Source organism: Nitrosospira briensis (assembly GCF_900115125.1).
GTDB classification, from domain to species: domain Bacteria; phylum Pseudomonadota; class Gammaproteobacteria; order Burkholderiales; family Nitrosomonadaceae; genus Nitrosospira; species Nitrosospira briensis_A.
This window is the reverse complement of the sequence record NZ_FOVJ01000004.1, coordinates 1-18,913: the sequence shown is the minus strand read 5'-3', so window position 1 is coordinate 18,913 and position 18,913 is coordinate 1. Positions and strand designations below refer to the sequence as shown.

Sequence of the window (18,913 nt, the reverse complement as noted above, 5' to 3'; positions counted from 1 at the left end):
GTGATTCTCAGACGCCGCCAACCCAAGCTATGAGTACACAAAAACGACGTTCGACAGAATCATCCCAACTGATGAAGCGAGCGGCCCGGCCTCATCATGACTGCTGCTCGAGCATTGCAGCGTGCTCTCTATGCCTTGACGTTAGCAGCAATTTTCCATCCAGCCTCGATCGCCGCATCGCCGCTTCCATCCGCTTTCTGCGGTGTGTATTCCACTTTAAATTCTGCAAAATTGAGCGTGACGTTTTCTGTAATCCTGTCCTCGCCACCGCTGCCGCCGGTCGAAATTGATGAGATAAGAACTTCTTTCATCGTGATCTTGAGATATTCAAGTGCACTCTCACCCGCTTTACGTACAGTCAACACCCCCTCGTCGAAGTGCTTGCCGTTACAGCACGAAATTACCAGTGTCGGCGTTCCCTTGTCGACATATTTTGTAATAGACAAGTCATTCACACTCACCTTGCCCGCACCCCCTCCGGAGCCCAAATGGGTCGTACCCGACTGGCTCATTCCCCAACTCCAGGCTAGTACATCGGTCTCATCTTTATGCTTGTCATCGCTGGATTCACCTTTTATATCACCCAGCTTCAAAAACATGTCAACGGCCATGATCATCTCCTCGTAAAAGAACTAAGTTTTTCGTTACGGCCCAAATACTCTAACCAGTTTCAGTATATCTATGACCGGACAGATAGCCAGGAGCCAGGGGCTTATTTTTTCAGCGATGGCAACTTGGATACCAGACGCAGCGATACGGTCAGGCCCTCGAGTTGATAGTGTGGCCGCAGGAAAAACTTCGATGTGTAATAACCCGGATTTCCCTCGACTTCTTCGACAACAACCTCGGCTGCGGCAAGGGGCTTCCGCGCCTTCGTGCTTTCAGACGAGTGCGCGGGATCTCCATCTACATAATTCATGATCCATTTCTGCAACCATATCTGCATGTCGGCACGCTCCTTGAACGAACCAATTTTGTCGCGCACGATGCACTTCAGATAGTGCGCGAAACGGCAGCAGGCAAATAGATACGGCAGCCGTGCGGCGAGGTTGGCATTCGCGGTGGCATCGGGATCGTCGTATTCAAAAGGCTTCTGCAGCGATTGCGCACCGATGAAAGCAGCAAAGTCGGAATTCTTGCGATGTAGAAGCGGCATGAACCCGTTCTTCGCGAGCTCCGCTTCCCGGCGATCGCTGATGGCGATTTCGGTAGGACATTTCATGTCAACACCCCCGTCGTCGGTCGGAAAAGTGTGGACGGGTAGCCCTTCCACAGCACCACCGGACTCTACACCGCGAATGCGCGAGCACCATCCGTAGAGTTTGAAGGATTTATTGATATTGACCGCCATGGCATAAGCGGCATTGGCCCAGGTGTATTTACTGTGATCGGCCGCTCCCGTATCTTCCTCGAAATCGAATTCTTCCACCGGGCTGGTCTTGGCGCCGTAGGGTATGCGCGCAAGAAAGCGGGGCATAGCCAGTCCTAGGTACCGAGAATCTTCGGACTCTCGTAATGAGCGCCAGGCGGCATATTCGGGGGTGGTGAAAATTTTTGTGAGGTCGCGCGGGTTCGCCAGCTCCTGCCATGAGTCCATCTGCATTACAGTTGGGCTTGCACCGGCAATAAAGGGCATGTGGGCCGCGGCTGAGACTTTGGACATTTCACCAAGCAGTTCGACATCAGGCGGGCTGTGGTCGAAGGCGTAATCGCCAACCATGCAGCCGAACGGCTCCCCTCCAAACTGCCCATATTCCGCTTCGTAAACCTTCTTGAATAGCGGGCTCTGATCCCAGTTGGTGCCTTTGTAACGTTTGAGAGTCTTGCCCAGATCATTTTTAGAGATGTTCATGAAGCGGATCTTCAACATCTCATCGGTCTCCGTATTGTTAATCAGGTAACTGAGACCGCGCCAGGCACCTTCCAGCTTCTGGAAGTCCTGATGATGCATAATAAGATTCACCTGCTCCGAAAGCTTGCGGTCCAACTCGGCGATAATCGCCTCGATGGATTTAACTACATCCTGGCCGATAAGCTGGGTCTGTGCGAGCGCCTGTTCGGCCAGTGTGCGCACGGCTTGTTCGACAGCCCCCCTGGCCTCGTCGGACTTGGGCCTGAACTCCTTCTGCAGCAATGATTCAAATTCGCTCTCCTCCAGCTTGGCGACTTCCGCCTCTGGGGCCTGCTGTTGCGTTTCCGCCATTATTGTCTCCTCGGACTCATTCGATCAGTTTCACGATGCACCGCTCTCGTCTGCGGGCTTTTTGCTGGAAGCAAGCGTTTGAAGCAGGGCTGGATCGTTCAGCACCTTCGCTATCAGTTCCTCGGCGCCGGTTTTCCCATCCATATAGGTCACGAGATTGGAAAGCTGCTGTCGTGCCTGAAGCAATTTGTTGAGGGCATCCACCTTGCGGGCCACAGCCGCAGGTGAAAAGTCATCCATACTCTCAAAGGTGATATCCACACTAAGATTTCCCTCCCCGGTGAGGGTATTGGGAACTTGAAAAGCGGCATGCGGTTTGATTGCTTTCATGCGGTCGTCAAAGTTGTCGACGTCGATATCCAGAAACTTGCGGTCCGCAACGGGCGGCAAAGGCTCCGTTGGTTTACCCGATAAGTCTGCCAGGACACCCATGACGAAAGGGAGTTGAATTTTCTTTTCCGCGCCGTAGAGTTCTACATCGTACTCAATCTGAACACGAGGCGCGCGGTTGCGCGCAATGAACTTTTGACTGCTCTGTGCCATAGCTCTATTCCCCTTGAAAGATGATTCAGAGACCGCGCTGAAATCCGGTTGCGGTCAAAATACTGACCTGCCTGCTTATGCTTTGTTTTCTATCCTCTCCGAATTGATTCTAGACGCTGCGGATGACATGCGCAAGAATGCAAGCTTGTTTTTTTACGCCCAATCCCCTTGAGCTTATTTACGGTTTCTTCTGTTCAAGGCCGGCAATTTGTTTGATCTGATTCAAACTGTCCGGCGCCAGGTCCTGCATGATCTCGACGAAATTCTTGGTCATGAGCCGTTGTCCACGCCGAATAAATAATGGCGCCGGGTTTGCCGGCTCGGTTTTCTCAATAAACTCGCATATCTTTTCCAGCATTCGGACCGCATCTGCACGGCTCTGAATTTCTCCGGGTATTGCAGGTACCGGCGCCGTGTCCCCTGCTGTTGGAGCAACCGTTGTTCCTTCCGCATCCATAGGCATTTTTTCGGCTCCCGAATTCGTTGGGCACAATTGCACGATGGTCTTGAGTATATCCTTGAGCGGTTGCAGGTCTGGTACACGGTCATAGCCGACCTTTTCTCCGAGGAACTTATGCATACCGTCCACGGCAATCAAAGCATCCTGCAAAGCTTGTACAGAGGAAGCATTTTCAGGAAGACGTAGGATTTCCTCAATCTCGGCTTGAGTCGGAATGACAGCTCCAGTTGCAGCAGGAAGCTTACTCGTCGCCGTGAGGATATCCCGAACAGACAGCCGTGCATGGCTTCCCGTACTGATGAAATTCACGCTACGCACGTCACGAAGCACGGTCCCCGGGTTTGCCAGTGACGCAAGCACATTAAGGCGGGTCGCGGGGTCGTTATCCTCATCAGGATCGAGGCCCGGGTGAACGCATTCCCAGTAGTTGGTCAGTAGCCCGTACAACAGCGTCAGACCGGAGGCAAGTCCAGAAGTACCATCACAATGCGTCATAGCGCGCATAAGCGGTACCGCTACCCTCAAATCCTTGGTCCTGGAAAAAAGAGATTCTCCGCGCTGCTTGACGTCCACCCAATTAGGCTCTTCGGCAGGAATGATGGTTTGCCCGGTCTGACGCTCAGGCTTACCCTGGCTTGCCTGTTCAAGACCCATAAATTCCGCGTCGTACTCAAGATCGGGGCCGCAAGGCAAGTTCAGCGAGATGGGGGCAAGCAGTACTTCCAAGTCCATGGAACCATCACTCCTTTACTTCTGTGTGCCGGTGGCCTTGATAAATTTTTGCCCATCGGCCTAGAAAATTGATCGATTCTACGATGCTCTAAATTCACATTTACGTCAATGGGGTTTTAATAGGCGGGGTTCCGGAATCAGCCGTAAGGCTGGAAACGACAATCCACACATGTTTCCCACAGCGTAGCTGTTGTAGCTAGCAAAAGGGCCTATACCAAAAACCTGAAAGGATTTTCAACTCCGACGGGAATGCCTGATACAAGGCCCACCCTACTGCGCACGGTACAAGAAGGTGGTTACCCTGAAAATTCCAGAGACGATTCTGCCTTGCAACGACATACTTTTTTTTGATGGAAGAGCGAAGGACAAGATAGCTGTCGTAAGACTCGCCCGTCGCAACTTGCTTTACATCCGCGACGGCTCCAATTATATAACCGGGGCAAAGCGCAAACACATGAGCAGCTAGATCGGCGCGCGCGATCAGATGCGTAGAGCAATTGAGAATGGGCGCGCTAGCCCCACGTCGACATATATGAAAGCGTGCACCGTCAAGATGCACAAGATCCGTCGGCTTCAGAACCGACGTTACGCTAGCAAGATCGTTTGAGCGCCCGCGCTGGAAATCAGCTAACAAGCTCATGATGAGGTATATGACCGACCTTCGACCGCGTCTCCAAAGATGGTTGGGCGCAATCAAAAGCAGGATTAACTATCAGCACGGTATGGGGTCGAAGTTATTTGGGCATCAATACACGGTAGATGAACAGCATTGGGGACCGACCACAATTATTGACGTTTGAGATGAGCTATTACGCAAGATAAGAGAACAATCTACCCACTATATTGGCGGAGAGGGTGGGATTCGAACCCACGTGCCAGGTTACCCTGACCATCTGATTTCGAGTCAGCGCCGTTATGGCCACTTCGGTACCTCTCCATTGAAGTTTTGCTATTTTACCAGTTTATCCCGCCTTTTTCTCGCGCTCGTCCAAGACAACATGGCAGAATGTTCAGGAATTCTGCTTGTCTCTTCTCCATGCACATTTTCCCCCGCTTGTTTATTGTCGCTTTCGGTGGCGTTCTCTTGCTTGCCGCCTGTGATTCATTTGAAAAATCGGTCTTGCCGTTTGGTAAAACCGATGAGCTGGTGGTCCTTACGGTTAATAGTCCCCATACCTATTACGAAAATGCGGAAGGCGCTTATGCCGGATTGGAACATGACCTCGCTTCCGAGTTCGCGCGCGACCTGGGAATAAAGGTACGATTCAAAATAGTGCCGAGACTGGATCAGGCTTTGTCGAGCCTGGAGAAGCATAAAGGGCATCTTGTTGCGGGATTGAGCATCAGTTCCAAGCACGCCTTGCATGCCCAGTTCGGCCCGGTTTATCAGCTTATACAACCCCAGGTCGCGTACAACACAGACTATCGGAGACCTAAAGATATCCATCAACTCACGGGGAGAACCATCGAAATAGCAAGCGGATCTACGTATGCCGAACAGCTGAATAAAGCAAAGCAGCAGGTTCCGGGTCTGAAATGGACTGAAAGGAATATCACGGCCGAGGATCTGCTGGCAAAACTGGCAGAGGGTAAAGTCGATTATGTGATCGCGGACTCAAACCAGATCAATCTTGCGAAGAATTTTTACCCTAACCTGGATGCAGCCTTCGATTTAGGGCAGTCCACCGGCAGGGCATGGGCATTTTCACCCTTTGCGGAGCGAGAGTTGCTGGACGCGGCAAGGCGATTCTTTATTCGCATCGAACAGGATGGGACCCTCGTGCGCTTGCTGGACCGTTATTACGGACATGTTCAGCGGCTTCAGCAGACGGATGTGATCGGCATTCTGGATAAAAGGCGGATTGTATTACCGGATTTGCGCGAATATTTTCACGAGGCCGAGGAATTGACGGCGATCGACTGGCGTCTGATAGCAGCGCTGGCCTATCAGGAATCACATTGGAATCCGCTGGCGGTTTCTCCCGCCAATGTACGCGGCCTCATGATGTTGACGGAAATCACGGCCGACCGGATGAAAGTGACCGATCGCCTGGACCCGCGGCAGAGCATACTCGCGGGAGCACGTTACCTGGCGACTCTGAAAGATAGATTGCCTACCCGTATCAAGGAACCGGACCGCACCTGGATCGCCCTCGCAGCATATAACCAGGGCTCCAGCCATATAGAAGATGCGCGCATTCTGGCACAGCGTCTTAACCTGAACCCCGATTCATGGGTAGACCTAAAAAAAACACTGCCGCTACTGAGCCAAAGCAAGTATTTCCGCACCTTGAAACATGGCTATGCGCGTGGCGGCGAAGCCGTCATACTGACGGAGTCCGTGCGGACCTACTACGAAATTTTGCTGAAATATGAACGTCCTTATTCATGGGGTTTTCCGGTTGCCAAAAAGGCCGGCTCCTTATGGTGAAGGTAATACGTTTTCATTCAGTTGCCGAATGTATCTTCGAAGGATCGAGAAGGAAAAAAGAGTTAATCAATCATCAGCCTCATCTACGCTTACGTAATCCTAAATCCGGCAGTTGACCGCTTATTTTTCAATTTAGCTTTATGATCCACCGCGACTTTTTGTATCACTTGGCCTTCACCTCTTTGGTGAGTTCGCTACGGGGCAGATTGAACGGTTTTTGTGGCCCATGGCTGCGTTGCAACTCCTTGGAATGGGGCGCCTCGAAGCGTTGCACGAGGGGGCCCTGCGAAGCAGGGATCGGGCAGCGTAGGGGATGCCGCGACCGCGTTATGGCGCCGCATCCCGCTACAGGGTCGCACCTTCCTTCGGAAGGCACTGCTCCGCCCTGCGCGGTCGCGCCATTCCGCGTCGTTGCGCCTTGCCCTGCACCCCAAAAACCGCTCACTCCACCCCGCCCAACTACCGGATTTAGGATAATGATTGCAAATAATAATTGTTGAGTCCTTGCAACAGTCAGGCTATATTGAGCCATCAACTGTAAACAATTTTTAACCAATGTTTATCTTAGGGAGAATGCCATGACCTTACGCTTGGGCGATACCGCACCTGATTTCGAGCAAGATTCCTCAATCGGCAAGATTAAATTTCACGAATGGATAGGAGATTCCTGGGCAGTACTGTTTTCGCATCCCGCCGATTACACGCCGGTATGTACCACCGAACTGGGGCTGACGGCAAAGCTCAAATCCGACTTCGACAAGCGCAACGTGAAGGCGATCGGACTGTCGGTCGATCCGGTGGACAAGCACGCCGGATGGATCAAAGACATTGAAGAAACGCAAAATTGCAGCGTAGCCTTTCCGATTATCGCGGATGTGGATAAAAAGGTTGCGGTTCTGTATGACATGATTCATCCGAATCAGTCGGAAACGATGACGGTCCGGTCCCTGTTCATCATCGACCCGAAAAAGAAAGTGCGGCTCATTATTACGTACCCCATGAGCACCGGCCGGAATTTCGACGAGGTTCTCCGGGTTATCGATGCGCTGCAGCTTACCGATAACTACACGGTAGCTACGCCGGGAAACTGGAAGGACGGGGACGACGTAATCATTCCGCTTACAATCCAGGACGAAGGGGTGCTGAACCAGAAATTCCCCAAAGGTTACAAAGCGCCGCGTCCATATCTGCGCATCACTCCGCAGCCGAATAAATAGCGCGTTGTCATCAGTTTTGAAAGCGCCGGTGCAGACAAACCGGCGCAATACGTTCGCTTATTATCGCCCTGCCTCTTGCGCCGGCTCGTCAGCATGCAGATCGCTCTCCGGCTCGAACCAGGCCAGGCGCTGATGTAGTTTCACGACTTCGCCGACGATGATGAGCGTGGGAGGGATCAATTTGGCGGAAGCGGTCAGGCCGGGCAGGGTCGCAAGAGACCCGGTCAGTACTCGCTGCTTGTGAGTGGTTCCCTGCTGCACGATGGCGGCGGGGGTTACGGCAGGCAGGCCATGCTCAATCAATTGGCGGCATAAAACGGGTAATCCCAGCAGGCCCATATAAATAACGATGGTCTGGTTTGGCCGTGCCAGCATGGGCCAATCGAGGTCCACGCTGCCGTCCTTCAGGTGGCCGGTCACAAAGATGCAAGACTGGGCATAGTCGCGATGGGTGAGGGGAATACCGGCATAAGACGCTGCCCCGGTTGCCGCAGTGATGCCGGGAACCACCTGGAAAGGAATGCCCTCGCCGGACAAGGTTTCTATTTCCTCTCCCCCACGGCCAAAGATGAAGGGGTCGCCTCCTTTCAGGCGCAGCACGCGCTTGCCTTCTTTCGCCAGCCGTACCAATAGCTCATTAATCGATTCCTGCGGCATGGTGTGCTTGCTGCGCTCCTTGCCCGCGTAAATACGTGGCGCGTCCCGGCGAACCATATCGAGTATTTCAGGCGATACCAGACGATCATAAACGACCACATCCGCTTGCTGCATCAGGCGCATGGCGCGAAAAGTCAGCAATTCAGGGTCTCCCGGCCCGGCGCCTACCAGATAAACTTCGCCCTTTGCCTCTTCGCTTACCTCTCCACTTCCCTCTCGCTGAGCCGTATCGTCAGCCTCGTTTTCGAGTAGATGCTCCAGATAGGCTTTTGCCGCCCTATCCTTGCCAGCAAAGACCATCTCGGCAAACGGCCCCTGCAATACGCTTTCCCAGAACCTGCGCCGCGTCTCGGGACGTGAAAAGCGGGATTTCACTTGCTCCCGAAAATCCGCCGCGTAAGCCGCAAGACGTCCATACGCTGAAGGTATCATCGTTTCCAGACGGGACCGCAGCAGTCGGGTAAGTACGGGCGATGCACCCCCGCTCGATATCGCGACCAGGATGGGTGCGCGATCGAGGATCGACGGCATGATAAAAGAGCATAAAGCCGGGTTGTCGACGACATTGACAGGAATACATAGTTGTCCCGCCGCTTCGGATACCTGCTGGTTGACTATGGGGTCGCTGGTAGCGGCAATGGCTAGAACAGCGCCATCCAGATTTTCGGTCTGAAAGGGGTGGGCGCAATAGTTAATCCTGCCCTGCTGAAGCTGTTCGCGCAGTTCCACGCCAAGCTGGGGAGAGACTACCGTGGCACGTGCACCGGCACGTAATAGCATCGCGACCTTTCGGGCAGCCACCTCTCCTCCGCCCACTACTACGCAATCGCGGTTCTTTATATCGAGGAAGATCGGCAAAAAATCCATCTGTTTCGCAAGCGACAATGACGAGTTGTTCAACGCACTACTTTACCCGAAAATCGATTAGCATGAGCTGGCCAACGCACGCGTACTGTCGAAAGACGTCGTGATTCTGTCTTCTTCCCGGCAGTTCATTTTTCATGGTGCGGCTTATTTGTTATGATGCACCTCTTGCTTCGCGCCAACTAGCCGCTTAATGCTAAATATCGATCTTCATTGTCATTCCACGGTTTCCGACGGCTTGCTGACACCCACGCAGTTGGTGGAGCATGCGGTTGCGCGCGGGGTTGACGTCCTGGCGTTGACCGACCATGACGATGTGGGGGGGCTGGACGAAGCGCGTCGGGCTGCCAGCGAGGCAAATATTACGTTTATCACCGGGGTAGAAATTTCCGTCGACTGGCGTGGCCAGACTTTGCACATTGTCGGGCTTGGCATAGATCCGGAACATCCCGAACTGGCCCTCGGCCTGAGCGCCATCCGTGATGGCCGGACGGTGCGCGCCCGTAATATCGCGGCACAACTCGACAAGTTCGGAATTCATGGCAGTTTTGAAGGAGCTCGCAGTCATGCCGGGGATGGGCATCTGCTGGGACGCATGCATTTCGCCCGTTTTCTGGTTCAGCAGGGCTATGCCAAAGATGCGAAATCCGTATTCAGGAAGTATCTGGTCAAAGGCAAACCGGGGTATGCGCCGCACCGATGGGCGCCATTGAGTGACGCAGTCAGCTGGATACGCAACAGCGGTGGCAGAGCGGTGATCGCACATCCTGGCCGCTACAAGCTGGGTAAGGGCGCGCTGGATGAACTGATGCTGGAATTCCGCAATCTTGGCGGGGAAGCAATCGAGGTTGTCACGTCCAGTCATACGCCCGAACAGTCCTTGCTGTTTGCGCGCCACAGCCAGCGGCTGGGCTTGCTGGCGTCGCGTGGCTCGGACTTTCACGCTCCGGGGGAGAGCTATTTTGACCTGGGCCGGATGCCGCAATTACCCGACGGCTGTACGCCGGTATGGCATGACTGGAAGGGAACCGCGTAATGGGCGAAATGCTTGCTCTGCGGTTCAGGTTCAATATAAATACCGGCCTTTAGAAATCAACAACTGTCGCTTACGTGGCCCAATTCTTTTCCATTCACCCCGATAACCCACAGTTGCGCCTGATAAGACAGGCTGCTGCCATCATACGAGCCGGGGGCGTAATCGTTTATCCAACCGATTCATGCTATGCCTTGGGGGGCCACCTGGGTGACAAGGCCGTCATGACACGAATTCGCGCAATCCGCCAGGTGGATGAGCATCATCATTTTACGCTAATGTGCCGAGATCTCGCCGAAGTCTCCCGTTACGCACAGTTCGATAACCGCGAACACAGATTGCTCAAGGCGTGTACACCCGGTTCTTATACTTTTATATTTCCTGCTACGCGGGAAGTGCCGCGTCGCTTGCAGCATCCCAAACGCAGCACCATCGGGGTAAGGATTTGCGATCATCCGGTAGTTCACGCGCTGCTCGCTGAGTTGAATGAACCGCTGTTGAGTTCTACCTTGATGCTGCCCGGAGATGAGTTTCCCCTCAATGATGCCGGGGAAATTCGCTCCCGCCTGGAACGCCAGGTAGAACTGGTGCTGGATAGCGGCGCGTGTGGACTGGAGATGAGCACGGTAATCGACTTGACTGGCGATATGCCAAACCTGGTGCGGCAGGGTAAGGGCAGCGTCGCGCCTTTCGGATTCACGCATGGATAGCATTATCCAGAATATTGCCATTTATGCGCTACCGGTGATTTTCGCGATTACGCTGCATGAGGCCGCACATGGATATGTGGCCAAGCATTTTGGCGATCTCACTGCCTACACTCAGGGACGCGTCAGCCTGAATCCCATTCGTCATATCGACCCTTTGGGAACGATCATTCTTCCAGTGGTAACGCTAATGCTGGGCGGGATTCTGTTCGGCTGGGCCAAACCGGTGCCGGTCAACTTTTCCGCGCTACGGAATCCGAAACGGGACATGCTTTGGGTAGCGCTTGCCGGGCCGGGCGCAAATCTGTTCATGGCATTTCTTTGGGGTTTTGTAATCAAGCTTGGCCTTGGCCTGCCAGAGAGCAATCTGTCCGATCCAATGATATTGATGGGCGAAGCGGGAATCAAAATCAACGTCATACTGATGGTGCTCAATCTGCTGCCGCTTCCACCCCTGGACGGTGGCAGGGTTGCGGTCAGCCTTCTTCCGCATCGCATGGCCGATACTTTTGCGAAGATAGAACCTTATGGCTTTATGATCCTCGTGCTTCTGTTGATGACGGGCGTGCTTGGGGCTGTTATCGGACCTTTTATCGGGTTTACGATACAAATGGTTGTATGGTTTTTCGGATTTGAAACCTGAGAAACGGGGCCTTGGGTTTTGACCAGGGACGTCCAGGATTATTAAGGGCAAGTAAAATATGTTTGCTGATCGAGTCTTGTCGGGGATGCGGCCTACTGGCGGGCTGCATTTGGGGCACTACCACGGTGTGCTGAAAAACTGGGTAGAGTTGCAACACCAGTTCGAATGCCTGTTTTTTGTTGCGGACTGGCATGCGCTCACCACTCATTACGATACGCCGGAAGTCATAGAGCAACATGTCTGGGATATGGTGGTTGATTGGCTGGCCGCCGGTGTTGACCCGGCCCAGGCGACATTGTTCATTCAATCGAAGGTTCCGGCGCACGCCGAGTTGCATCTCCTGCTTTCGATGATCACCCCGTTGGGCTGGCTGGAACGGGTCCCCTCGTATAAGGATCAACAGGAGAAATTATCCGAGAGGGAACTGAGCACTTACGGCTTTCTTGGCTATCCATTGCTGCAGAGCGCGGATATTCTTATTTACCGCGCTACGCGCGTGCCCGTAGGCGAAGACCAGGCGCCGCATATCGAGTTTACGCGCGAGATCGCGAGGCGCTTTAATCATATATACGGCAAGGAAACGGGTTTCCGTGAGAAAGCCGAGATGGCGATAAAAAAGCTTGGCTCCAAGAAATCCCGTGTCTACCGTGAATTGCGAAACCGCTATCAGGAACACGGCGATCAACAGGCGCTGGCGGCGGCAAAGTCTTTGCTGGATGAACAGCAGAATCTGAGCCTGGGTGACCAGGAACGGCTATTCGGGTACCTCGAGGGCGGCGGGAAAATGATTCTCTCCGAGCCCGAAGTCATGCTCAGCCTGGCATCGAAAATGCCGGGACTGGATGGCCAGAAAATGTCCAAATCCTACAATAACACGATCAGCTTGCGGGAAGATGAGGCGGATGTAATAAAAAAGATCAGAACGATGCCGACAGACCCTGCAAGGGTTCGGCGCAGTGATCCTGGGGACCCCGCCAAGTGCCCGCTATGGCAGTTTCATCTGGTCTACTCGAACGAGGAAACCAGGGAATGGGCGCATATTGGCTGCACCACTGCCGGTATCGGCTGTCTGGATTGCAAGCAACCTGTTATTGACGCGATATTGGCGGAGCAAAAGCCCATGCACGAGCGCGCCCGGATGTACGAGGAAGACCCCACGCTGGTGCGCAACATCATTGCTGACGGATGTGAGAGGGCGGACGAGCTCGCTCAGGAAACGATGCGCGATGTCAGGGAAGCAATGGGGCTGGATTATTCCTGAGTGCGTCTTTGGCCTATGGAAAGCGGCCAGGCGTGTGGTGATGGCAGGCGCGCCGAAGCGAAGCCATGAGCAAGATGCGCGCCTGTTTTGGTATGCTGCCGGCGGATGCTCAAAGTGAACGATTCCCCTTCCCCTGCCGCTGTTAATTCGCTCGCGAAAATCCATGGCGAACCGCTCACGGAACTGCCAGCCGACCTGTATATTCCACCGGATGCGCTGGAAGTGTTTCTCGACACGTTCCAGGGACCCCTTGATTTACTGCTCTATCTTATACGCAAGCACAATCTGGATGTGCTGGACATCCCCATGGCGGAACTCACCCGGCAGTATATGGCTTATATTGAGATGATGCGGGCCAATAAGCTGGAACTGGCGGCGGAATATCTGCTGATGGCCGCGGTATTGATTGAAATCAAGTCCCGTATGCTGCTGCCGAAGCCTGTTGCAAGAGATGAGGAAGATAGCGATCCGCGCGCCGAATTGGTGCGGCGCCTGCTGGAATACGAGCAGATGAAAGTTGCGGCCGGGCGGCTCAATGAAATGCCGCAAGTGGAGCGCGATTTTACACTGGCGAGAGTATGGATAGACCCAGTGGTGGTAGAGCGGCTGCCTGAGGTTGGCGTGGATGATCTCCGTGGCGCCTGGCTCGCGCTGATGGCCCGCTCCCTGGCAAACCGGGGGCATCATATCAGCCGGGAGGAGCTTTCGGTACGAGCGCATATGAGCCGCATCCTGCGCCAGCTAAGCGGCCACAACTTCGTGGAGTTCAATGAGTTATTCAATGCCGCTGCCGGAGTGCCGGAACTTGTGGTAACTTTTCTGGCCCTGCTGGAACTTGTGAGAGAAAATCAGGTGGAAATTAGCCAGCCTTGTGCTTTTGGAATCATTTATGTCAGGCCAATCAGTTCCCTTACCGCTATCTAGTTCTCCCGGTTCATCCAGTCCTGCCGAGGTCAAGCGGATCCTGGAAACGGCATTACTGGTCAGCCAGGAGCCTTTACCCTTATCGGAACTCAAAAAGTTGTTCGACGATCAACTGGGCACGGAGGTTCTGCGCCGGTTGCTGGAGGAATTACGCTGGGACTGGAATGGAAAGGGAGTGGAACTGGTGAATGTCGCCGGCGGGTGGCGGTTCCACGCCAAACCCGAGATGCAACAATTCATTGACCGCCTTAATCCCCAGAAGCCGCCGCGTTACTCTCGCGCTGTGCTGGAAACGCTCGCCATCATCGCTTACCGCCAGCCTGTGACGCGTGGCGACATCGAGGAAATACGGGGCGTTGCGGTTTCCAGCCCGGTACTCAAGGCTTTGGAGTCGCGCGGCTGGATAGCGGCTATTGGATTCCGCGACGTGCCGGGCAGACCTGCGCTGTACGCCACAACGGCCGATTTCCTGAATGACCTGAATCTGCGGTCGCTGGAAGAGCTGCCGCCGTTGGAAGAACTGGGGTCGCTTATTGAAACCGGGGAAGCCGCGGAATCGGTGGCTGCACCAGAGATTGACGCGGCTGCTGACACCACTCATTCAGCACCACTTTTGCGCGCCTCTCCTGCAACAGAAGGAAAATAGGGTCCAGGAACCGTCCATCGTTCCGCATCGGGCATCCGTCAAAAAACGATGATCAAAAGTTATCAAAAGATAGTGAGGGATGAAAGGGTGATGGGTCACAAAGAATGTGGTACCAGTGATGTTTACTCATCACTTAGCTAGTCCCGCGATTTTTTACCTTCCAGACAGTCACCCACCCACTGCTCACTGCGCTCAATGCACATGATCCCCCGGGGGCGGGAGTATTTCCCCCTCCCGATTGAGCTGTGCGACCTGCTGCACCAGCATATCGGCGCTGGACCATCCCGGGCCGTCTGCATTGGGAATCCAGCGTGCGCGCAGATAGCCGAAGCGGTCCACCAGGAATTCCATGTGCGGAGGCACCGTCGGCGGGCCCAGCAGGTCGGGCTTGCTCAGGGTGCGGCGAAACAGGACATAGCTTTGCACGATCTCGTCGTCCCCCTGGGTCACGACAGGGAAGGAGACATTATTGATGACCTCCGCCAGCTCCTGCTCGGTGGGATCATCCTCCGGCACGGCCAGCAGCACGGTGTTGGCCGCGCTCAATTTTGCATGCAGCTGCTCAAGCTGCGCCAGCCGCTCTTTCGACTCCGGCCACGAGAAGAGGACCAGCAATACGTTCTTCTGTCCGCGGAAGTCCTTCAGGGTGCCGCTTGAGCCATCCTGCGCGCTGTAGGAGAAGTTGGGCGGGCTCATGTTGGGCTGGGGCTGTTCGGGATTGACCTTCGGGCTCATGAGGCGCGCCTGGTAGCCGCGCGACATGGCGTGCAGGAAGTTCACCACGTCCCAGCGGTCCTCTTCCGAGAGCTTGTCGCCAAAGGAGGGCATGCCGGTATCGGCAATGCCGTAGGTCAGCCAGTGGAAGAAGTCGCCTGCGGTATGCTTGGCGGTATGCGGCTCGGTCAGCATGTCAACCGGCGGCTTGGCAAAGCTCTTGGCCATGACCCCGTCGCCCTTGCCCTGGAGCCCGTGGCAGGCCACGCAGTTCTCCGCGAAGTAGGCCGAGCCGTTGGCAATGGAAATGGTGTCAAACGGCACCGGCGTCTTGCGGTAGGTCTCCGGATAGGCGTCAATCGCCAGGGGCGGCAGGGCGACGCTCAAGGCGATGACCGCAAGCAGGGCGGGGAGGCCCAGGCGCAGCTTCCTGTCCCAGTGCTTGAGCCGTCCGAACGCCCAGATCGCCCCGCCTGTAGCCAGGAGTCCCACCCCGCTCCATACGCGCGCCATCACCGTGGGATCGCCCCAGGTGGCGGCAAGCGAGAAGCGGAAGGAATAGGGCCATTCCTGAATGATGGCGTGCTTGGCCGGCACGGTATTGGCCACGATGGTGGCAAGGAGCACGATGCCCAGCGCAAGCATGAATTCGAAGCTCACCCATTTGCGCAGGCGCTGCCCGCCGGCCCTGCCGAGATCGGAATCCGCGCTCTCGGAGAAAAGCGGCAGCCAGGTGGAGCGCGCGCGCGAGGCGATGACGAGCACCACCACCAGCAGGGCGACCTTGGCGTCGAGCAGCCAGCCGTAGGAGGTGGATACGAGTGCCCCATAGCTGTTGTCGACCATGCGGTAGGTAATGATGAGGCCGGTTGCGATCACGCCCAGCATGACAGGCAGCGCATAGCTGGAAAAGCGCTTCAGGGCCAGGGTGTCCGCCTGGACCGTTTGCTGGCGCGATTGAAATACGGCATGGATGCGCTGGATGGCCTCGGTCTGGATGCCGGGGCGCGCCGCGCCCCCTCCTTTTGTCTCTCCGGGGGCGGGTTCCTCGGTGCAGGCGAAACAGACTACGAGGAAGGCCGGCAGGGCGCCAAACCAGATGCTGGCCATGATGATGTGCAGGGCGTAGGGCAGGATGGATACCAGGGACAGGTCCTCCGCTGCGGCGTGGCTGGCGAGCGAGCCTACGGTCAGGGCGGCGGCGGCAACGGTTGCGCACAGGATGTATTGCCAGCGCGCCGGGGCGGAGAAGCGGATATAGAGGGTGATGGCTGCAACCAGGAGGGCGCAGGCTGCGCGTCCCACCCATATCTGCCCCATGCGGGTATTCTGGACGAGCGCCATCCAGGCCTCCGGGCGCCAGACGTTCTCGGCTACGCCGGTGGCCTGCGCGGTGGTGGTGGCAAGTATGCCAAGCAGGCCCGCCAGCAGGATGAGGGCAAGCCAGGGCAGGGCCCGCTCCAGGCGGCTCACCCAGGGGGAGTGGATGGAGCCGGCAATGGCCAGAAAGACGCAGGCGCCAACCAGGATCATGTTGGACGCAAGCTGCGACCAGCGCAGGAGCGTCGCGATGACCTCGATCATTTTGCCGGTGCTTTGCTCTTTACCGTGAAGTCGTAGGACGAGTCAACCACGTGGCCGTCCACCGACAGTACCCGGAATTTAACGGTGTACTTGCCCGGTGCCAGTTCCGGCAGCGCCAGCACGATGGCTTTGGGGTCATCGTCTGCAATCCGGGGCAAGGCGTCGGTCACGGGGGACTTGGCCGGGTCAAGCACGGAAAGGGAGGCGTAGTCCTTCTCGACTTCCTCGTTGAACCAGAGCCGCACTTGCGAAGGCGCCTGGGTGAGTTGCGCGCGCCGCGCGGGCTCCGCCTTGACCAGCATGGCGTGCGCGAAGGCCGGGGCGCTTTGCAGGCAGGCAAACGCGAAGATGAGGATGCCGCCCGCCATGAGCCACTTCAAGGGCAGGATCGGGGCTGGCGTCAAGCTTGCGCCCCGGGCTGAATGCAGGCTTGAGTTTAAGGCGGGAACCATTATTGATCGCATGCTTGCTCCTCCTTCTTGATTGCGCAGCCTGAGGCTATTCTCCTCCGGGCGCGCGAGGTTTATTGAACGCTTTTGATTGACTTCTTGTTATCGAACTTCTTGTTATCGCTTGTTATCGAACTTATTCTTGTTTGGACCCTGTTGCCTGCCTATGGTTCAGCCGCAGGGGGTAGCCTTGCTGCCACATATTGCCCCCTTGCCCGGGCAGGGGACAGGGCCCGGGCTTCGGCCTCAGGTGGTGCTGACTTTTGCGGATTTGCGCCCGCGCAGGAAGAACACCACGGCGCCCACCACCAGGGCTGCCAATGCCACGATCAGGTAGGGCGAGGTGCCTTTGGGTTCGCCCACGGAGAAGGGGAAGCGCGAGACGTATTTCTCCTTGTCGGTGACGGTCACGAGGCCCACGAATTTGCCGGGCTGGGCAAACTGGTATTCAAAGTTGATGGAGCCATTGGGGTAGACCTTGGCCGGGATGTGCAGGATGGTGATCTCGTCCAGGTTCGCTTCGTTGCCGGCCTGCTCGCCTGCGCCGGTGTCGCGGATGATGCGCACTTCGGTGGGCAGGGGGCGCAGCGCTTCTTCGATGTAGTCGAGGGCTACAACGGTGCGGCCGGTGGCCGGGATGTCTTCGCAGAATTCCTTCTCCTGCGTGCTGTCGGGCTGATAGCCGGTAAAGTGCATGGTGTAGGGGCCGATCGTGAGTTTGCACACGTCATCGGCGAGCGACAGGCCGCCATGGGCCGCCACCTGCGTGGAGAAGGGAATGCCGATCGCAAGCATCAGGATCACGAGGGCGGGTTTGAGAGAGTGTAAGGACATTAATATCACCTGTAAGAATGATGAAGGGTTGATCCGCAAGGCGGATCCGGTAGCGGGCTTCAAGGTTACGGGGCCAAGGGTCAGGGGCGGCGCGATGCGCGCCAGCGCTGCACGCGCTTGGATTTCATGAGCTTGTAGCCCAGCAGGGCCAGCAGCAGCAGGCCGATCAGCGGGCCTACCGCGGCGCGAAAGATGTTCCCGTAGTTGATCATCTGTACCCGCAGGGGGTACTGGTAGCGCAGCGGGGGCAGGCCTTCGGCCGTGATGATGACAGTATACAGCCCCTGGTCCAGGTTGGTCTCGCCCCTGATGACGCCGTCCGGGTGGTAGCTCGGGCGCAGGTAGCTTACGGTCTCGTCCTCGGTCTCGCTCGTGCCGCGCACCACGCGCATGCCAATCGGCATGCCGCGCAAGGCTTCATCAACCAGGTCGACCACGAGATAGGTGTCGCCGCCTTTGGGTATTTCGGTGCAGTATTGGGCGGTGGGTTCGAATTGCGGCTGGTAGGCGCTGAAATGCACCATGCTCTCGCCAATGCGGCGCACGCAGCTGTCTTCTTCCAGCGAGACCTTGCCGTGGGCCGCCGCAGTCCCCGCATGGAGTGCTGCGATCAGGACCAGGACGACGCTTGCCCGGGTAATTTGCCGGCTGGCTTGCTGCCTAAGCACGAACGGGGCCTCTCGCTTGCATTTTATACTGTTCACGAATATCGGTTGTTCTGTCCGGTATATACAAGTGTGCGCATCCGGTAGGGCGCAATTTCATTGCAGCTATCCATTGGCAGCTATCTATTAGCTGGTACTGCCACGTTATTTCGTTACTGCGCTATTACATCACTACGTTAAAAAACACCGATCCACCTTTCCGTCGGGTGACGGTGGCGGACCGGTGTCGTCATGCCTCGGGAGCCCGGGCCCGCTCCCTTGGGAGCCGGCCCGGGGCTTCCTCTTGTTACAGCTTGGTGAAGACCGGTATGACCGCACCGGCTATGCTGTTGATGTTGCGATCGCC

Annotated in this window: 18 protein-coding genes and 1 tRNA gene; 8 read left to right on the top strand and 11 right to left on the bottom strand. The window is 56.0% G+C overall.

The genetic code is table 11. The annotated features are described in order from the left end of the window. Window positions 1–128 precede the first annotated feature (128 nt). The 5 genes from BMZ14_RS09770 to BMZ14_RS09745 all read right to left on the bottom strand — a co-directional run bounded on the left by BMZ14_RS09770 (window position 129) and on the right by BMZ14_RS09745 (window position 4,875). Window positions 129–611 carry an Hcp family type VI secretion system effector gene (locus BMZ14_RS09770; protein WP_074797098.1) on the bottom strand — a complete coding sequence of 161 codons (483 nt, stop codon included), beginning with the start codon at window positions 609–611 and terminating at the stop codon, window positions 129–131. A 101-nt stretch (window positions 612–712) separates the two neighbouring features. Then, the gene (tssC, locus tag BMZ14_RS09765; protein ID WP_074797097.1) at window positions 713–2,203 is read right to left on the bottom strand and encodes a type VI secretion system contractile sheath large subunit; all 1,491 of its coding nucleotides are present in this window, start codon (window positions 2,201–2,203) and stop codon (window positions 713–715) included. A gap of 30 nt (window positions 2,204–2,233) precedes the next feature. Next, window positions 2,234–2,746, bottom strand: coding sequence for a type VI secretion system contractile sheath small subunit (gene tssB / locus BMZ14_RS09760; RefSeq protein WP_074797096.1), 513 nt, complete (start codon window positions 2,744–2,746; stop codon window positions 2,234–2,236). Between the two features lie 178 nt (window positions 2,747–2,924). Then, the gene (gene tssA, locus BMZ14_RS09755) at window positions 2,925–3,938 is read right to left on the bottom strand and encodes a type VI secretion system protein TssA (protein ID WP_074797095.1); all 1,014 of its coding nucleotides are present in this window, start codon (window positions 3,936–3,938) and stop codon (window positions 2,925–2,927) included. Between the two features lie 844 nt (window positions 3,939–4,782). Beyond that, window positions 4,783–4,875 (bottom strand) — tRNA-Ser (locus BMZ14_RS09745). 99 nt (window positions 4,876–4,974) lie between these two features. Here BMZ14_RS09745 and mltF point away from each other — a divergent pair. Beyond that, window positions 4,975–6,369 (top strand): membrane-bound lytic murein transglycosylase MltF, encoded by a 1,395-nt coding sequence (gene mltF / locus BMZ14_RS09740; RefSeq protein ID WP_256208543.1) that lies wholly within the window; start codon window positions 4,975–4,977, stop codon window positions 6,367–6,369. Between the two features lie 163 nt (window positions 6,370–6,532). On the opposite strand, the gene BMZ14_RS09735 is transcribed toward mltF, so the two are convergent. Continuing rightward, entirely contained in the window at window positions 6,533–6,814 is a 282-nt protein-coding gene (locus BMZ14_RS09735; protein WP_074797092.1) for a hypothetical protein, read from the bottom strand. Between the two features lie 133 nt (window positions 6,815–6,947). Between BMZ14_RS09735 and BMZ14_RS09730 the strand changes: the two genes are divergently transcribed. Beyond that, window positions 6,948–7,586, top strand: a complete 639-nt coding sequence (locus tag BMZ14_RS09730; protein ID WP_074797091.1) for a peroxiredoxin — start codon at window positions 6,948–6,950, stop codon at window positions 7,584–7,586. Between the two features lie 60 nt (window positions 7,587–7,646). On the opposite strand, the gene cysG is transcribed toward BMZ14_RS09730, so the two are convergent. Next, the gene (gene cysG / locus BMZ14_RS09725) at window positions 7,647–9,110 is read right to left on the bottom strand and encodes a siroheme synthase CysG (protein ID WP_074797090.1); all 1,464 of its coding nucleotides are present in this window, start codon (window positions 9,108–9,110) and stop codon (window positions 7,647–7,649) included. 190 nt (window positions 9,111–9,300) lie between these two features. Here cysG and BMZ14_RS09720 point away from each other — a divergent pair, with 190 nt between their 5' ends. The 6 genes from BMZ14_RS09720 (at window position 9,301) to scpB (ending at window position 14,321) form a co-directional block, all read left to right on the top strand. Then, window positions 9,301–10,143 carry a 3',5'-nucleoside bisphosphate phosphatase gene (locus BMZ14_RS09720; protein WP_074797089.1) on the top strand — a complete coding sequence of 281 codons (843 nt, stop codon included), beginning with the start codon at window positions 9,301–9,303 and terminating at the stop codon, window positions 10,141–10,143. Window positions 10,144–10,217: 74 nt separating this feature from the next. After that, a complete protein-coding gene (locus BMZ14_RS09715; RefSeq protein ID WP_074797088.1) occupies window positions 10,218–10,850 on the top strand; it encodes an L-threonylcarbamoyladenylate synthase in 633 nt (210 codons plus the stop codon). Then, window positions 10,843–11,490, top strand: coding sequence for a site-2 protease family protein (locus BMZ14_RS09710; RefSeq protein WP_074797087.1), 648 nt, complete (start codon window positions 10,843–10,845; stop codon window positions 11,488–11,490). Before BMZ14_RS09715 ends, BMZ14_RS09710 begins: the two co-directional genes overlap by 8 nt. Before the next feature lie 58 nt (window positions 11,491–11,548). After that, window positions 11,549–12,751 carry a tryptophan--tRNA ligase gene (locus BMZ14_RS09705; protein ID WP_074797086.1) on the top strand — a complete coding sequence of 401 codons (1,203 nt, stop codon included), beginning with the start codon at window positions 11,549–11,551 and terminating at the stop codon, window positions 12,749–12,751. A gap of 114 nt (window positions 12,752–12,865) precedes the next feature. Further along, the gene (locus BMZ14_RS09700) at window positions 12,866–13,675 is read left to right on the top strand and encodes a segregation and condensation protein A (protein ID WP_256208540.1); all 810 of its coding nucleotides are present in this window, start codon (window positions 12,866–12,868) and stop codon (window positions 13,673–13,675) included. Further along, window positions 13,641–14,321, top strand: a complete 681-nt coding sequence (gene scpB, locus BMZ14_RS09695; protein WP_074797084.1) for an SMC-Scp complex subunit ScpB — start codon at window positions 13,641–13,643, stop codon at window positions 14,319–14,321. Before BMZ14_RS09700 ends, scpB begins: the two co-directional genes overlap by 35 nt. Window positions 14,322–14,513: 192 nt before the next feature. Here the strand turns inward: scpB and BMZ14_RS09690 are convergent, their stop codons facing one another. From BMZ14_RS09690 to BMZ14_RS09675, 4 genes are all read right to left on the bottom strand, one after another. Beyond that, window positions 14,514–16,619, bottom strand: coding sequence for a CopD family protein (locus tag BMZ14_RS09690; RefSeq protein ID WP_074797083.1), 2,106 nt, complete (start codon window positions 16,617–16,619; stop codon window positions 14,514–14,516). Further along, window positions 16,616–16,987 carry a copper resistance CopC family protein gene (locus BMZ14_RS09685; RefSeq protein ID WP_074797284.1) on the bottom strand — a complete coding sequence of 124 codons (372 nt, stop codon included), beginning with the start codon at window positions 16,985–16,987 and terminating at the stop codon, window positions 16,616–16,618. Before BMZ14_RS09685 ends, BMZ14_RS09690 begins: the two co-directional genes overlap by 4 nt. Before the next feature lie 327 nt (window positions 16,988–17,314). Beyond that, the gene (locus BMZ14_RS09680) at window positions 17,315–17,863 is read right to left on the bottom strand and encodes a hypothetical protein (protein WP_074797282.1); all 549 of its coding nucleotides are present in this window, start codon (window positions 17,861–17,863) and stop codon (window positions 17,315–17,317) included. A gap of 119 nt (window positions 17,864–17,982) precedes the next feature. Further along, window positions 17,983–18,543 (bottom strand): hypothetical protein, encoded by a 561-nt coding sequence (locus BMZ14_RS09675; RefSeq protein WP_371265734.1) that lies wholly within the window; start codon window positions 18,541–18,543, stop codon window positions 17,983–17,985. Window positions 18,544–18,913 lie beyond the last annotated feature (370 nt).

Coding starts and splice junctions, on each gene's coding strand:
- BMZ14_RS09770 (WP_074797098.1), bottom strand. CDS start 611: ATGGCCGTTGACATGTTTTTGAAGCTGGGTGATATAAAAGGTGAATCC.
- tssC (WP_074797097.1), bottom strand. CDS start 2,203: ATGGCGGAAACGCAACAGCAGGCCCCAGAGGCGGAAGTCGCCAAGCTG.
- tssB (WP_074797096.1), bottom strand. CDS start 2,746: ATGGCACAGAGCAGTCAAAAGTTCATTGCGCGCAACCGCGCGCCTCGT.
- tssA (WP_074797095.1), bottom strand. CDS start 3,938: ATGGACTTGGAAGTACTGCTTGCCCCCATCTCGCTGAACTTGCCTTGC.
- mltF (WP_256208543.1), top strand. CDS start 4,975: ATGCACATTTTCCCCCGCTTGTTTATTGTCGCTTTCGGTGGCGTTCTC.
- BMZ14_RS09730 (WP_074797091.1), top strand. CDS start 6,948: ATGACCTTACGCTTGGGCGATACCGCACCTGATTTCGAGCAAGATTCC.
- cysG (WP_074797090.1), bottom strand. CDS start 9,110: ATGGATTTTTTGCCGATCTTCCTCGATATAAAGAACCGCGATTGCGTA.
- BMZ14_RS09720 (WP_074797089.1), top strand. CDS start 9,301: ATGCTAAATATCGATCTTCATTGTCATTCCACGGTTTCCGACGGCTTG.
- BMZ14_RS09710 (WP_074797087.1), top strand. CDS start 10,843: ATGGATAGCATTATCCAGAATATTGCCATTTATGCGCTACCGGTGATT.
- BMZ14_RS09705 (WP_074797086.1), top strand. CDS start 11,549: ATGTTTGCTGATCGAGTCTTGTCGGGGATGCGGCCTACTGGCGGGCTG.
- scpB (WP_074797084.1), top strand. CDS start 13,641: ATGTCAGGCCAATCAGTTCCCTTACCGCTATCTAGTTCTCCCGGTTCA.
- BMZ14_RS09690 (WP_074797083.1), bottom strand. CDS start 16,619: ATGATCGAGGTCATCGCGACGCTCCTGCGCTGGTCGCAGCTTGCGTCC.
- BMZ14_RS09685 (WP_074797284.1), bottom strand. CDS start 16,987: ATGGCGGGCGGCATCCTCATCTTCGCGTTTGCCTGCCTGCAAAGCGCC.
- BMZ14_RS09680 (WP_074797282.1), bottom strand. CDS start 17,863: ATGCTTGCGATCGGCATTCCCTTCTCCACGCAGGTGGCGGCCCATGGC.